Annotated in this window: 12 protein-coding genes and 1 tRNA gene; 3 read left to right on the forward strand and 10 right to left on the reverse strand. The window is 66.4% G+C overall.

The features are described from left to right. Positions 1-2 precede the first annotated feature (2 nt). From AC1MLT_RS06120 to rpsB, 6 genes are all read right to left on the reverse strand, one after another. Positions 3-857, reverse strand: coding sequence for a phosphatidate cytidylyltransferase (locus AC1MLT_RS06120; RefSeq protein ID WP_481034406.1), 855 nt, complete (start codon positions 855-857; stop codon positions 3-5). Next, complete coding sequence (gene uppS / locus AC1MLT_RS06125; protein WP_481034407.1) at positions 857-1,591, reverse strand: polyprenyl diphosphate synthase; 735 nt, start codon at positions 1,589-1,591, stop codon at positions 857-859. The genes AC1MLT_RS06120 and uppS overlap by 1 nt, the downstream gene beginning before the upstream one ends. Further along, on the reverse strand, positions 1,591-2,151 hold the full coding sequence (frr, locus tag AC1MLT_RS06130) for a ribosome recycling factor (RefSeq protein WP_481034409.1): 561 nt from the start codon (positions 2,149-2,151) through the stop codon (positions 1,591-1,593). Before frr ends, uppS begins: the two co-directional genes overlap by 1 nt. Before the next feature lie 15 nt (positions 2,152-2,166). Further along, positions 2,167-2,889 carry a UMP kinase gene (pyrH, locus tag AC1MLT_RS06135; protein WP_481034410.1) on the reverse strand — a complete coding sequence of 241 codons (723 nt, stop codon included), beginning with the start codon at positions 2,887-2,889 and terminating at the stop codon, positions 2,167-2,169. 99 nt (positions 2,890-2,988) lie between these two features. After that, positions 2,989-3,912, reverse strand: a complete 924-nt coding sequence (gene tsf / locus AC1MLT_RS06140) for a translation elongation factor Ts (protein WP_481034411.1) — start codon at positions 3,910-3,912, stop codon at positions 2,989-2,991. A gap of 79 nt (positions 3,913-3,991) precedes the next feature. Beyond that, complete coding sequence (rpsB, locus tag AC1MLT_RS06145) at positions 3,992-4,747, reverse strand: 30S ribosomal protein S2 (protein ID WP_481034412.1); 756 nt, start codon at positions 4,745-4,747, stop codon at positions 3,992-3,994. A gap of 391 nt (positions 4,748-5,138) precedes the next feature. Between rpsB and AC1MLT_RS06150 the strand changes: the two genes are divergently transcribed. Then, the gene (locus AC1MLT_RS06150; RefSeq protein WP_481034414.1) at positions 5,139-6,389 is read left to right on the forward strand and encodes a D-amino acid dehydrogenase; all 1,251 of its coding nucleotides are present in this window, start codon (positions 5,139-5,141) and stop codon (positions 6,387-6,389) included. Between the two features lie 30 nt (positions 6,390-6,419). Next, positions 6,420-7,880 carry an NAD(P)H-hydrate dehydratase gene (locus AC1MLT_RS06155; protein ID WP_481034415.1) on the forward strand — a complete coding sequence of 487 codons (1,461 nt, stop codon included), beginning with the start codon at positions 6,420-6,422 and terminating at the stop codon, positions 7,878-7,880. Position 7,881: 1 nt separating this feature from the next. Here AC1MLT_RS06155 and AC1MLT_RS06160 read toward each other — a convergent pair whose 3' ends face one another. Both AC1MLT_RS06160 and rnr read right to left on the reverse strand, forming a co-directional pair. Next, positions 7,882-8,655 (reverse strand): SDR family oxidoreductase, encoded by a 774-nt coding sequence (locus AC1MLT_RS06160; protein ID WP_481034416.1) that lies wholly within the window; start codon positions 8,653-8,655, stop codon positions 7,882-7,884. Positions 8,656-8,694: 39 nt separating this feature from the next. Next, on the reverse strand, positions 8,695-11,007 hold the full coding sequence (gene rnr / locus AC1MLT_RS06165) for a ribonuclease R (protein WP_481034418.1): 2,313 nt from the start codon (positions 11,005-11,007) through the stop codon (positions 8,695-8,697). An 89-nt stretch (positions 11,008-11,096) separates the two neighbouring features. Between rnr and AC1MLT_RS06170 the strand changes: the two genes are divergently transcribed. Next, positions 11,097-11,181, forward strand: a tRNA-Leu gene (locus AC1MLT_RS06170). 334 nt (positions 11,182-11,515) lie between these two features. On the opposite strand, the gene AC1MLT_RS06175 is transcribed toward AC1MLT_RS06170, so the two are convergent. Both AC1MLT_RS06175 and rimO read right to left on the reverse strand, forming a co-directional pair. Then, positions 11,516-12,124: a DNA/RNA non-specific endonuclease gene (locus AC1MLT_RS06175; protein WP_481034419.1), complete on the reverse strand. Its 609-nt coding sequence runs from the start codon at positions 12,122-12,124 to the stop codon at positions 11,516-11,518. A 461-nt stretch (positions 12,125-12,585) separates the two neighbouring features. Further along, positions 12,586-13,998: a 30S ribosomal protein S12 methylthiotransferase RimO gene (gene rimO, locus AC1MLT_RS06180; RefSeq protein ID WP_481034420.1), complete on the reverse strand. Its 1,413-nt coding sequence runs from the start codon at positions 13,996-13,998 to the stop codon at positions 12,586-12,588. Positions 13,999-14,048: the final 50 nt, after the last annotated feature.

The following is a 14,048-nucleotide window of genomic DNA, read 5'->3' on the forward strand; positions in this document are numbered from 1 at the left end:
GCTCACGTCGCGGCCAGTGAAGCCAGCATCATGGCGATGGGCAGTGTGGGCAGGAGCGCATCGACGCGGTCGAGCACCCCGCCGTGGCCGGGCAGGAGATTGCTGCTGTCCTTGGCACCGGCGCTGCGCTTGACCAGCGACTCGACCAGATCACCGACGACGCTCATGGCCGCCATAGCGATCGCGCCCAGGAACAGGAACCACCAGCCCACCGCGGCCAGTCGACTGTAGAAACTGGCGACGCTCGCCTCGAAGGACGCATCGGCCAGGACCCAGGCCACAGCCAGCAGGATCACGCCGAGCATGCCGCCCCAGACGCCTTCCCAGCTCTTGCCCGGACTGATCGACGGTGCCAGCTTGTTGCGCGTGAACTTGAGTCCCAGCGCGCGACCTGAAAAATAGGCGAAGACATCGGCCACCCAGACCAGCAGGAAGATCGACAGCAGGAAATTGATGCCCCAGGTGCGCGCCTGGACGGCAGCCAGCCAGGCCACCCAGAGCGCCAGCAGGCCACCCAGCAGGCGGACCGGACGCGGGACCTTCGGCCAACCGGGGACGGCGCCGCGCAACAGGGCCGCGCCGCCCATGACCCAGGCCGCGCTGGCGACGATCCATACGGGCAGCAGATTCTGCTGGATCAGGCCCACCCACCACGAGAAGGCGCACAGCAGCACCATCTCAATCCCCAGGAACAACGACATGCGCGGACCGTAGCCATTGAGCCGCCCCCACTCCCAGGCCGCGGCGCCGATCAGGACCAGCATCACGACCGTGAACGGCACGGGCGTCGAGTAGAACAGCGCCGGCAGCAGGATGGCCAGCAGCACCAGGGCAGTGATGATTCGCTGCTTGAGCATCAGGCGGTGCGTCGATCGCGCGAAGGCGGGGTCTTGACCTGGGCGGAGGTCTTGCCGAACCGGCGCTCGCGGCGCTGGAAGGCGGCAATGGCTTCGTCGAGCGCCGCCTCGTCGAATTCAGGCCACAGGCGGTCGCTGAAGAACAGCTCGGCATAGGCGCTCTGCCACAGCAGGAAATTCGACAGCCGCTGCTCTCCGCCCGTGCGAATGAAGAGATCGGGATCGCTCACGTGCGCGAGTGCCATCGCGCGGTCGAGGTTGTGCTCGGTCAAAGGCTCGCCACGTTCGACCAGGGTCGCGGCCGCGCGCGCGATATCCCAGCGCCCGCCATAGTTGAAGCAGACATTGAGCACCAGGCGCTGGTTGTGCGCGGTGGCCGATTCGGCCTGCTGCAGACCGGCCGTGAGTTTCTCCGAGAGTCCGCCCTTCTCACCGATGAAGTGCAGTTGCACGCCATCGGCGGACAGCCTCGGGACCTCGCGCGCCAGAGCGCCCACCATGAGATCCATGAGACCGGAGACCTCGTCGACCGGACGATTCCAGTTTTCCGACGAGAAGGCGAAGACCGTCAGGACCTTGATGCCGCGATCGGCACACGCCCTGACACACCGACGCAGCGATTCGACGCCCTGCTTATGGCCCGCGACACGCGGCAGGAAGCGCCGGGTTGCCCAGCGGCCATTGCCGTCCATGACGACGGCGACATGATGAGGAATCGCCGGCGACGTACTCATCAGACCGCCATGATCTCGGCTTCCTTGGCCGTGACCAAGCGATCGATCTCGGCGATGTGCCGATCGGTCACCTTCTGGATGTCGGCTTCGGCGCGTTTCTGGTCGTCCTCGGAAGCCAGTTTGTCCTTCACCAGCTTCTTCACCGATTCATTGGCATCGCGACGCAGGTTGCGCGTGGCGATCTTGGCGGATTCGCCCTCGTTGCGGACCAGCTTGGTCATCTCGCGCCGGCGCTCCTCGCTCATGGCGGGCAGCGGCACGCGGATCAGGTCGCCCATGGATGCCGGATTGAGGCCGAGATCGCTCTCGCGGATGGCCTTCTCGATCTTGGCGCCCATGCCCTTTTCCCAGGGTTGGACGCTGATGGTGCGCGAATCGAGCACCGAGACGTTCGCCACCTGGCTGAGCGGAACCGATGAACCGTAGTAGTCGACGTGGATCGAGTCCAGCAGCGCCGAGTTGGCACGGCCGGTGCGGATCTTCGTCAGGTTGCTTTGGAACGCAGCGAGCGACTGGTTCATCTTCGCGTCGGTCGCGCTCTTGATGTCTGCAATGGTCATGTTCGTTTCTTCTCTTCAGGCGTGCACCAGCGTGCCTTCGTCCTCGCCCTGCACGACGCGCTTGAGCGCGCCGTTCTTGAAGATCGAGAACACCTTGATCGGCAGGTTCTGGTCGCGGCACAGCGCGAAGGCCGTGGCGTCCATGATGCCGAGATTGCGGGCGATCGCCTCGTCGAAAGTGAGCGACGTGTAACGCGTCGCCTCCGGATCCTTCTTGGGATCGGCGGTGTAGACACCGTCGACCTTGGTCGCCTTCAGGACCAGCTCGGCCCCGATCTCCGCGCCGCGCAGGGCAGCGGCCGTATCCGTCGTGAAGAACGGATTGCCGGTCCCCGCGGCGAAGATGACGACCTTGCCTTCCTCGAGATACTGCAATGCCTTGGGCCGCACATACGGCTCGACGACCTGATCGATGGCGATCGCCGACATGACGCGTGCGATGAGTCCCTGCTTGTTCATCGCATCGGCGAGCGCCAGGGCGTTCATGACGGTCGCCAGCATGCCCATGTAGTCGGCGGTCGCACGGTCCATGCCGACCGAGCCACCGGCCACACCGCGGAAGATGTTGCCGCCACCGATCACGACGGCCACCTGGACCCCCATGTTCACGACTTCGCCCACTTCACCCACCATGCGCACGATGGTCGCGCGATTGATGCCGAATGCGTCGTCGCCCATCAGTGCCTCTCCCGACAGCTTCAACAAGATGCGCTTGTGGGCGGGGCTGGCTTCGGGCATACGGGAATTCCTTGAATTGATGATCGGGGACGAGTGTAAAACCATGTCACAGCAATCGCACACCGAAAGCTCGATGTGCGATCGCGAACCGGTTGGAAATCAGGCGGCGGCCTTGGCGGCAGCGACCTGGGCGGCCACTTCGGCCGCGAAGTCGTCGACCTTCTTCTCGATGCCTTCGCCAACCACGTACAGGGTGAAGGACTTGATCGAGGAGTTCGATGCCTTGAGCATCTGCTCGACGGTCTGCTTGTCGTTCTTCACGAACGGCTGGTTGTGCAGCGAGACTTCCTTGAGGTACTTCTGGACGCCGCCCTCGATGCGCTTGGCGACGATGTCGGCGGGCTGGGTCGGCTTGCCAGCGGCTTCGGCGGTCTTGCGATCCTCCTCGGCCTTGCCCGCGGCCACGGCGCGTTCCTTCTCGATCAACTCGGCCGGCACGTCGGCGCTGGAGATCGAGACCGGCTTCATCGCCGCGATGTGCATCGCCACGTCCTTGGCCGCCGTGTCGTCGCCCTCGAACTCGACCACCACGCCGATGCGGGTGCCGTGCAGATAGGAAGCCAGCTTGCCATTGCCCGAGAAACGCTTGAAGCGGCGGAAGCTCATGTTCTCGCCGATCTTGCCGATGAGACCCTTGCGCACGTCCTCGAGCGTGGGTCCGAAGCCGTCCTGCTCATAGGGCAAGGCGCCCAGCGCAGCCAGGTCCGCGGGAGCATGCTTGGCGACCAGCGCGGCCGATGCGTTGGCCAGCGCCAGGAAGCTGTCGTTCTTGGTGACGAAGTCGGTTTCGCAGTTGATCTCGACCATGGCGCCGGCGTCGCCGTCGACGAAGGCGGTCACGACGCCTTCGGCGGTGATGCGGCCCGATGCCTTGCCGGCCTTGTTGCCCAGCTTGATGCGCAACAGCTCTTCGGCCTTTTCCATGTTGCCGTCGGCCTCGGTCAGGGCCTTCTTGCACTCCATCATGGGGGCATCGGTCTTCGCGCGAAGTTCACCCACCATGCTCGCTGTGATTGCAGCCATTGTCATTTCTCCGTAACTCAAAAAATCAGATCAAAAAAAGGGGCCGAAAGCCCCTTCTTCAAGGCTCGCGAGAACGCGATCAGGCCGAAGCGCTTTCCTCGACTTCGACGAATTCGTCGCTTTCGCTGTCGGCGATGGCCTTGACGACATCATTCGTGGCACTGTTGCGGCCTTCGATGATGGCATCGGCGATCCCACGGGCGTAGAGCACCACGGCCTTGGACGAGTCGTCATTGCCGGGGATCACGTAGTCGATGCCTTCGGGCGAGTGGTTGGTGTCGACCACGCCGATCAGCGGGATGCCCAGCTTCTTGGCTTCGGCCACGGCGATCTTGTGGAAGCCCACGTCGATCACGAAGATGGCGTCGGGCAGCGCGGTCATGTCCTGGATGCCGCCGATGTCGCGCTCGAGCTTCTCGATCTCGCGGGTGAAAGTCAGCTGTTCCTTCTTGCTCAGGCTGTCGAGGCCGGCTTCCTGCTGGGCCTTCATGTCCTTCAGGCGCTTGATCGACGTCTTGACGGTCTTGAAGTTCGTCAGCATGCCGCCGAGCCAGCGGGTGTCGACGAAGGGCACGCCGGCGCGACGGGCTTCCGTGGCGACGATCTCGCGAGCCTGGCGCTTGGTGCCGACCATCAGGATGGTGCCGCGATTAGCGGTGAGCTGCTTGGCGTACTTCTGCGCCTCCTGGAACAGTGGCAGCGACTTTTCCAGGTTGATGATGTGGATCTTGTTGCGATGGCCGAAGATGAACGGGGACATCTTGGGGTTCCAGAAGCGGGTTTGGTGACCGAAGTGGACACCGGCTTCCAGCATTTCGCGCATGGTCGTCGACATAGGAGTTTCTCCAAAGGTTGGGTCTGAAATCCGGCCCGTTTCGCGACTTGCCTGGAAGCCGCGACACCTTGAGTGGGCCGATTTGCGAATCGTTTCGCGCTGACGAATGGTTCATGAACCGGTTCGGGCGAAACTCAACGAGTATAGCACTCGCCTCCCACCCCGGGGCAGCGTCGGGCGCACCCGGCCAGGGCGCCCATGATCCGTCGGCACGCGGTGCCGTGACCTGCCCTGCGACGCCCGCTCGCCGGCCAGGCGACGGGCCTCCGTGAAGGAAGCCACCGGTTCCGGACAGGAACCGTACAGCTGGCAGAGGCACAATCGCCGGCTGAGTTTTCCCATCGTTTCGTGTCCGCCTGCCGGACCACCGCATCTGTCCACAAGAACCTCAATGAAAATCGCGATCGTGGGTGCCGGCATCATCGGCGTCGCCACTGCCTGGGAACTCGCCTGCGACGGCCATGAAGTCAGCGTGTTCGAACGTCGTGGCTCGACCGCCGAGGAAGCCAGCTTCGCCAATGCCGGGGTCGTCGCGCCAGGCTACGTCACGCCTTGGGCGGCACCGGGCATGCGTGCCAAGGTGCTGCGTTCGCTGCTTTCGACCCATGGCGCCATCAAGGTGCGCTGGCCGCTCTCGATGCGCGACGTGCGCTGGATGAGGCAATGGCAGCGTGCCTGCGAGCTGGAGACCTATCTGGCCAACCGCGCGCGCATGCAGCGCCTGGCCTTCTACAGCCGCACGCGTCTGCATGCGATCAGCGCCGAGCGCGAACTGGTCTACGAACGCAGCGATGGCTATCTGGTCCTGCTGCGTTCGCGGCGCGAGCAGAAGCTGGTGCAGCCGGGCCTCGAGGTACTGAAGGCCGCGGGCACCGTGTTCCGCGAGATCGATGGCGACGAGGCAAGACGCATCGAGCCCTCGCTCAGCACCGAGACCGGCCTCGCCGGCGCGATCCACCTGCCCGACGACGAGGTGGCCAACTGCCGCCAGTTCGCCCTGCTGCTCAAGCGCGAGGCCGAGACGCTGGGAGCGCGTTTCCACTTCAACTGCGACATCGCACCGCTCGGCCGCGCGGCGCCGCGTTCCCTGGCGCTGTCCAGCGGCTCCGCGGCGGTGGCCTTCGACGCGGTGGTGGTCTGCGCGGGCGTGGACTCGGCCGAGTTGCTGCGTCCCCTGGGCGTGCGTGTCCCCCTGGCGCCGGTCTATGGACACTCCATCACCGCGACCCTGCGCGATCCGCTCAATGCGCCCCTCAGCGCCGTGATGGACGAGCGCTACAAGGTCGCCATCTCCCGCCTCGGACAACGCGTGCGCGTGGCTGGCAGCGCCGAGATCGGCGGTGCTCCGGATGTCATCCATCCCGCGGCGCTGCAGACGCTCTACAAGGTCCTGCACGACTGGTTCCCCGGCGCCGTGACGGTGCAATCGGGCGTGCAGAAGTGGAAGGGAGCCCGGCCGATGCTGCCGGACGGCCCGCCATTGATCGGGCCGAGCGGCATCCCGGGCGTGTGGCTCAACCTCGGCCATGGTTCGAGCGGCTGGGCACTGTCCTGCGGCAGCGCGCGCGTGCTGGCCGATCTCGTGGGCGGACGCGCGCCCGAGATCGATCTCGAGGGCCTGGGACTCGAACGCTTGCTCTGAACGCCGGAGGCCCGGCTGCACAATTCGCGGATGCATCGCATCTCCAGTGCCTTCGAAGCCGATCTCCACGACGTGGCGGCCACGCGTCGCATCGAACACCGGACCGCCGCCGGCCTCCCGGCCCACGCCCTGATGCAGCGCGCGGGTCTCGCGGTGGCCCGGCTCGCCGGCGCCCTGGCCCCCCATGCACGCAGCATCTGGATCGCCTGCGGTCCCGGCAACAACGGCGGTGACGGACTGGAGGCCGCGGCCTGGTTGCGGCGACGCGGTGTCGACGTGCTCGTCACCTGGCTGGGCGACGAGCGCCGGCTGCCGCCGGATGCGGCGGCCTCGCTGGCGCGCGCGCGCGCGGCAGGCGTCGTCTTCGCCGCCCGCCCGCCCGACAACTACGACCTCGCCATCGATGCACTCCTGGGCATCGGTGCCACGCGCCCACCCGAGGGCGCGATGGCCGAGTGGCTGTGGCGCATGAGCGAGGGACCGGCGCCCGTCCTGTGCGTGGATGTGCCTTCGGGACTCGATGCCGATACGGGCCACCTCGTCGCCGGCCCGACGGCAGCGACCCCGCAGGCTGCGGGGTCGCGCCGTCACTGCCTGTCGCTGCTCACGCTCAAGCCGGGCCTGTTCACGGCGCATGGGCGAGACGCCGCGGGCGAGGTCTGGTTCGACGATCTCGACTGCCCGCCCGGCGATGAGGCGCCGGTCGCGCGCCTGGCGGGCGCGCCCGCGCCGCGCATGCGTGCCCACGCCACGAACAAGGGAAGCCATGGCGATGTCGCCGTGGTGGGCGGCGCCGCGGGCATGGCGGGCGCACCGCTGCTGGCCGCCACGGCGGCGCTGCACGCGGGCGCCGGGCGGGTCTTCGTCGCGCCCCTGGACGGGAAGGCGTCAATGCTCGATGCGTCGCGCCCCGAACTGATGTTTCGCCGCCTGGTCGACATCCGGCTGGAAACCGTGGCGGTCGTCTGCGGCTGTGGCGGTGGTGATGCCGTGCGCACGGTCCTGCCCCGGATCCTGGCGCAAACCCCGACACTGGTGCTGGATGCCGATGCCCTCAATGCCGTGGCAGGCGACGCGTCACTGCGGGCGGCGGTGCGGCGTCGCGCCGCGCGCGGCTGGCGCACGGTCCTGACACCGCATCCCCTGGAAGCGGCGCGCCTGCTCGGCACGGATGTCGGCGAGGTGCAGGCCGACCGGCTCGCCGCGGCGCTGCGGCTGGCACTGGACTACGGCTGCGTCGCGGTCCTCAAGGGTTCGGGCACCGTGGTCGCGGCTCCCGACGAGACGATCCGCATCAACCCGACGGGCAACGGCCTGCTCGCCACGGCCGGCACGGGCGACGTGCTGGCCGGCATGGTCGGGGCGGCGCTGGCGGCGGGTCGACCCGCGCTGGAAGCGGCCTGCGCCGCGGTCTGGCGCCACGGCGACATCGCCGACCGCTGGCCGGCGCACCAGCCGCTGACGGCCGGCGCGCTGGCGATGGCCGTCTGACCTACCCGCGCCCGACGAAGGGCATCTTCGTCGCCATGATGGTGTGGAACAGCACATTGGCCTCCAGCGGCAGGTTGGCCATGTAGAGCACCGACTGGCCGACGATCTTGACGTCGATCAGCGGTTCGACGGCGATGTCGCCGCTGGCCTGCGGCACGCCCTTGGCCATGCGCGATGCCAGTTCGGTCATGGCATTGCCGACGTCGACCTGACCCACCGCGATGTCGTACTTGCGGCCGTCGAGCGAGGCGGTCTTGGTCAGACCCTCGACGCCATGCTTGGTCGCCGTGTAGGCCGCCGAGTTGGGACGTGGCGTGGTGGCCGAGATCGAGCCGTTGTTGATGATGCGACCCCCGCGCGGCGATTGCGCCTTCATGGTGCGGAAGGCCTGCTGGATGCAGAAGAACATGCCACTGAGGTTGATGTCGACGACGCCGCGCCACTGCTCGGCCGTCCAGTCCTCGAACGGCCCGGGCGGATTGCCCACGCCGGCGTTGTTGAACAGCAGATCGACACGGCCGAAGCGCTCGACGGTCGCCTCGAACAGGGCCTTGACCGAGGCGGGATCGGACACGTCCGTGGAGACGGCCTGGACGCGCACGCCCGCCTTCGATTCGTCGGCCACCGCCTTCAGCGGTTCCTCCCGACGCCCGGCCAGGGCCACGTTCCAGCCATCCGCCAGCAGCGCGAGGGCGGCAGCGCGGCCGATGCCGCTGCCCGCGCCGGTGACGATCGCCGTGCGGACTGCACGGCTGGGATCATCTTTGTCGTTCATGAATTTGTCTCCAGGTTGGAAATATCGTCGGACGGACGTTCAACGGCGGGGCTTGCGCCCCTTCATCTTGTTGGCGGCTTTCTTGACGGCCGACTTGAAGGCCTGCATCGCCGACTGGGGCACCTCGACGCCGCGCTCGACGGCTTCGGGATGCTCGACCCGCTCGACCGGCAGGCGGGCGCCACCGTCCCTGCTGCGCGCGGAGCCGCGCGAGCCGTTCTTGCCGCCACCACCTCCATTGCCGCCCCGCTTCGACTTGGCCGGAACGTCGCTCGGGACGCCGTTCTTGTCCTTCATCGCGCGCGCCATCAGGTCCTCGCCCTCGCGCACGAGGCGGAAGTCGATCTTGCGTCCATCGAGATCGACGCGACTGACCTGCACCCTCACCCGGCTGCCGATGGCATAGCGGATGCCGGTTCGCTCGCCGCGCAATTCCTGACGCATTTCGTCGAACTTGAAGTACTCGCCGCCGAGCTCGGTGATGTGGACCAGGCCCTCCACATACATCGCGTCGAGCGTGACGAAGATGCCGAAGGTGGTGGCCGAAGACACGACGCCGCCGTATTCCTCGCCCAGATGCTCACGCATGTACTTGCACTTGAGCCAGGCCTCGACATCACGGCTGGCTTCGTCGGCCCGCCGTTCGTTGGCGCTGCAATGCAGTCCCGCGGCCTGCCAGGCCAGCACCTCCTTGGTCGGCGCGACCGTCTCCTTCTGCGGCTTCTGCGTCGGCGCCTTCACGCGCGAGGCCAGCCGCTTGGCCAGCTTGGCGTGCGCCTCGCCCGGTGTCGGCAGCATCGGCAGCGTGTACTTCTGCTTGTTCAGGATCGCCTTGATGACGCGATGGACCAACAGGTCGGGATAGCGCCGGATCGGACTCGTGAAGTGCGTGTAGGCCTCGTACGCCAGGCCGAAGTGGCCGCTGTTCATCGGCGTGTAGATGGCCTGCTGCATCGAACGCAGCAGCATGGTGTGGATCTGCTGCGCGTCGGGACGCTCCTTGGTGGCCTCGGCGATGGCCTGGAATTCACCCGGCACGGGATCGTCCGAGATCGACAGGCCCACGCCCATCGCCTTCAGATAGCCACGCAGGATCTCCTTCTTCTCGGGCGTCGGGCCCTCGTGCACGCGGAACAGGCCCGGATGCTTGCCCTCGGCGATGAAGTCGGCGCTGCAGACGTTGGCCGCCAGCATGGCCTCCTCGATCAAGCGATGCGCCTCGTTGCGGGTGCGCGGCACGATCTTCTCGATGCGGCCCGCGTCGTCGCAGACGATCTGCGTCTCGGTCGTCTCGAAGTCGACCGCGCCGCGCCGCCCGCGCTGCTTGAGCAGGGCCTTGTAGACATCGGAGAGATTGAGCAGGTCCTTGACGCGATCCTTGCGCCTGGCCGCTTCCGGACCCCGGGTGTTGCTCAGGATGGCGGCGACCTCGGTATAGGTGAAGCGCGCGTGGCTGAACATCACCGCCGGGTAGAACTGGTAGGCGTAGATCTCGCCATCGGCCGCCACAAGCATGTCGCAGACCATGCACAGGCGCTCGACCTCCGGATTGAGCGAGCACAGGCCGTTGCTGAGCTTCTCGGGCAGCATCGGGATCACGCGGCGAGGGAAGTAGACGCTGGTGGCGCGATCGTAGGCATCGATGTCGATCGGCGCACCGGTCTGCACGTAGGCGCTGACGTCGGCGATGGCGACCAGCAGCCGCCAGCCCTTGCCACGCCCCACCTTGGCGGGTTCGCAGTAGACGGCATCGTCGAAGTCGCGCGCATCCTCGCCATCGATGGTGACGAGCGGCACGTCGGTGAGGTCGATGCGGCCGCGCTTGTCGGCCGGGCGGACCTTCTCGGGCAGCGCCCGCGCCTCGGCCAGGCAGGCTTCGGAGAACTCGTGCGGCACGCCGTACTTGCGCACTGCGATCTCGATCTCCATGCCGGGATCGTCGATCTCGCCGAGCACCTCCTTCACGCGACCGACCGGCTGGCCGAAGAGCGCGGGCGGCTCGGTGAGCTGCACCACGACGACCTGCCCGACCTTGGCCGGACCGGTCGCACCCTTGGGAATCAGCACATCCTGGCCATAGCGCTTGTCCTCGGGCGCGACGAGCCAGATGCCGCCTTCGTGCAGGAGACGGCCGATGATCGGCTGCTCCGGGCGCTCTACGATCTCGACGACGCGTCCCTCGGGACGGCCGCGCCGGTCCTGGCGGACGATGCGTGCCTTGACACGGTCCTTGTGCAGCACCGCGCGCATCTCGTTGGGTGGCAGATACACGTCGGCTTCGCCATCGTCGCGCTGCACGAAACCGTGGCCGTCGCGATGTCCTTGAACCGAACCTTCAAATTCTTCCAACATATTGTTGGTGTGGTCATTATTTTTGATATGATTGCTCTCTTTCCTGAAATTCAAAACGCGCTGCAAGGTTTGTTCCTTGCAGCAAGTGGGCCCAGATGGCGGAATTGGTAGACGCACTAGTTTCAGGTACTAGCGAGTAACATCGTGGAGGTTCGAGTCCTCTTCTGGGCACCATACCTAATTCGACGAAACCCCGATGGATCAACGATCCATCGGGGTTTTTTCTTGCCTGCTCGAAAAGGATGTCGATGCGCCCCGCCGTCTCGATACCGAACGAGGTCGCGCCACCCGCCACGATCGTCGTGACGATCGATGAATCGTTCGAGGCAGACCCGCGAGTGGTGGCCGACAAGACAGATTCGGGCAAGGAAGGAGGACGACGTCGGATGAAGGAAAGCGGGAATCCGCCAGGAGTCCGGCGCAAGCCGGGCATCGTGATCCACAGGGCACACGAAAGGATTCGAAGCAGTCTATCCCAGTTGAGCCGGCGCATGGATCGACCCGATGTTCAGGGCGCGGCCTGGGCCAGCAGCTCCAGTCCCGAGCGCTGCCGGAATTCCTGATAGCTGATGGGTTGCAGGTCGTGGCGGCCGGCGTCGTTCGTGGCCCAGTAGGCCCAGGTCCGACCATCGGCGCGGCTGTAGACGACCTTCCAGGTATGGCTGGGCACCCAGACCTTGCCCGGGCCGATGGTACGGGGCCGCTGGTCGAACGCCGGCCCGGTGAAGACGAACACGTCGCCCGCCGCCCGCGCGGCGTACTTGCGCGTGGCCTGTTCGATCTGGCTCCAGGCACGCTGATTGAGTTCGGGCGCCTGCGGCACCATGTTGGCGAGCGAAAACGATTGGGCCTTCGCGGCATCGGTGGGCATGTCGCCGGCTGGCGCCATGTGCCCGCGGTCGTAGCCGCTGCCGACATAGTCGGCCAGCTGCGCCCGGTCGGCCGACGGCAACCTCGCCTCCGGATAGAAACGGTCGTTCCGCTTGATGGATCTGGCGGCGTCGACGCTCGACCGCGTCAGGCGCTCCACCGTGTAGACCGCCGTCTTGCTCTCGCCGGAATGCAGCACGGCGAAGCTGTCGAAGCACAGGGCACGCTGGCGTCCCGGCCAGGCCACCGCGGGTGCGCGACCCGGAAAGTGCTCGGCGCAGCGGGAGAAATCACCCGCGACCGCCGCAGTCGCCGGAGGCGGGTTCGATGCCTGCGTCCGTGGCGGTGCCTTCGTCGCCGCGACGCCTGGATGCGCGGGCGACGCCTGATAGGGCTGGAAACTGCATCCTGGTGCCTGCACGGCGGCCGCCACCGCCAGGACCAAACTGATCCCGATCCGTCGTGCCGTGGGTGCGATGCCGCCGGCGCGTCTTCCTTTGCTGAAACTTCTCTTTGCCATGCCCGAATCATCGGGCATGTCGCAGATTTGTTAAGAATCTGACTCAGACTGATCTGAAAAATTCCAAGGCTGGCGCGCTATCGCCGTCCACAAGACGATCGCTCCTTGACACCACGCTCTCGGAGCGATCGTCTTCCTGATTCATGGCTGTGCCCTGCCGCCAGGGCCGGCTCGTCGCGAGACTGCGATCAGACGGGCAGCGCGACCAGGTCGTGGCCTTCGACGCCGACGATGCGTGCGCGCGTGAATTCCCCGACCTTCATCGTCTTGCTGATCTTCTCGGGCGGCAGGAGCCGCACGATGCCATCGATCTCCGGCGCATCGGCATAGCTGCGCCCCACCCCGCCCTTGCGACCCAGGCCGGGTGCCGAGTCGACCAGCACCTGCATCGTGGCGCCGACGCGGCGCTGCAGGCGGGCGATCGACACCGCCTCGGCCACTTCCATGAAGCGCGCACGCCGCGCTTCGCGCTCGGCTTCGGGCAGCATGCCGGGAATCTCGTTGGCGGCTGCGCCTTCGACCGGACTGTAGGCGAAACATCCAGCGCGATCGATACCGGCCTCGCGGATGAAGTCGAGCAGGTGCTCGAACTCGGCTTCGGTCTCGCCCGGGAAACCGGCGATGAAGGTGCTCCGGATCACGAGCTCGGGGCACATCTCGCGCCAGCGGGCGATGCGCTCGAGATTCCTCTCGCCACTGGCCGGCCGCTTCATGCGGCGCAGCACGTCCGGATGACTGTGCTGCAGCGGCACGTCGAGGTAGGGCAGCACGCGGCCGCTGGCCATGAGCGGGATCACCTCGTCGACGCTCGGATACGGATAGACATAGTGCAGCCGGACCCAGGCGCCATAGGGCTCGGCGATCTCGCCGAGGGTGCGCACCAGATCGAGCATGCGCGTCTTGACCGGGGTGCCATCCCAGAAGCCGGTGCGGTACTTGACGTCGACGCCGTAGGCCGACGTGTCCTGGCTGATGACCAGCAATTCCTTCACCCCGCCCTCAAACAGCGCCTTGGCCTCGCTCAGCACGTCGCCGACCGGACGCGACACCAGGTCGCCGCGCATCGAGGGAATGATGCAGAAGGTGCAACGGTGGTTGCAACCTTCGCTGATCTTCAGATAGGCGTAGTGGCGCGGGGTGAGCTTCAGGCCGGCGACGCCGAAGGCATTGGGCACCAGGTCGACGAACGGGTCGTGCGGCTTGGGCAGATTGATGTGGACGGCATCCATCACCTCCTGCGTCGCGTGCGGACCGGTCACGGCCAGGACGCTGGGATGCATCTGCCGCACTAGGTTGCCGCCCTGGTCGCCCGTCTTGGCGCCCAGGCAACCGGTGACGATCACGCGTCCGTTCTCGGCCAATGCCTCGCCGATGGTGTCGAGGCTCTCGCGAACAGCGTCGTCGATGAAGCCACAGGTGTTGACGATGACGAGGTCGGCGCCCTCAAAGGTCTTGGAGGTGCGATAACCCTCGGCGCTCAGGCGGGTGAGGATCAGTTCCGAATCGGTCAGGGCCTTGGGGCAGCCCAGGCTGGCGAACGCCACCGTCGGGATCCTGGCGGCCACGGGCGCTTCATCCACGCCATAAGTATTTGATTTCATTTCGTTTTTCGCAGGGCGACCTGACGGATGTTCTGACCTGGAATTGTAAG

Source organism: Variovorax sp. PEI5 (assembly GCF_056679935.1).

Bases quoted from the DNA above. Each gene is read 5' to 3' on its own strand.
- AC1MLT_RS06120 (WP_481034406.1), bottom strand. From the start codon at position 857: ATGCTCAAGCAGCGAATCATCACTGCCCTGGTGCTGCTGGCCATCCTG.
- uppS (WP_481034407.1), bottom strand. From the start codon at position 1,591: ATGAGTACGTCGCCGGCGATTCCTCATCATGTCGCCGTCGTCATGGAC.
- frr (WP_481034409.1), bottom strand. From the start codon at position 2,151: ATGACCATTGCAGACATCAAGAGCGCGACCGACGCGAAGATGAACCAG.
- pyrH (WP_481034410.1), bottom strand. From the start codon at position 2,889: ATGCCCGAAGCCAGCCCCGCCCACAAGCGCATCTTGTTGAAGCTGTCG.
- tsf (WP_481034411.1), bottom strand. From the start codon at position 3,912: ATGGCTGCAATCACAGCGAGCATGGTGGGTGAACTTCGCGCGAAGACC.
- rpsB (WP_481034412.1), bottom strand. From the start codon at position 4,747: ATGTCGACGACCATGCGCGAAATGCTGGAAGCCGGTGTCCACTTCGGT.
- AC1MLT_RS06150 (WP_481034414.1), top strand. From the start codon at position 5,139: ATGAAAATCGCGATCGTGGGTGCCGGCATCATCGGCGTCGCCACTGCC.
- AC1MLT_RS06155 (WP_481034415.1), top strand. From the start codon at position 6,420: ATGCATCGCATCTCCAGTGCCTTCGAAGCCGATCTCCACGACGTGGCG.
- AC1MLT_RS06160 (WP_481034416.1), bottom strand. From the start codon at position 8,655: ATGAACGACAAAGATGATCCCAGCCGTGCAGTCCGCACGGCGATCGTC.
- rnr (WP_481034418.1), bottom strand. From the start codon at position 11,007: ATGTTGGAAGAATTTGAAGGTTCGGTTCAAGGACATCGCGACGGCCAC.
- rimO (WP_481034420.1), bottom strand. From the start codon at position 13,998: ATGAAATCAAATACTTATGGCGTGGATGAAGCGCCCGTGGCCGCCAGG.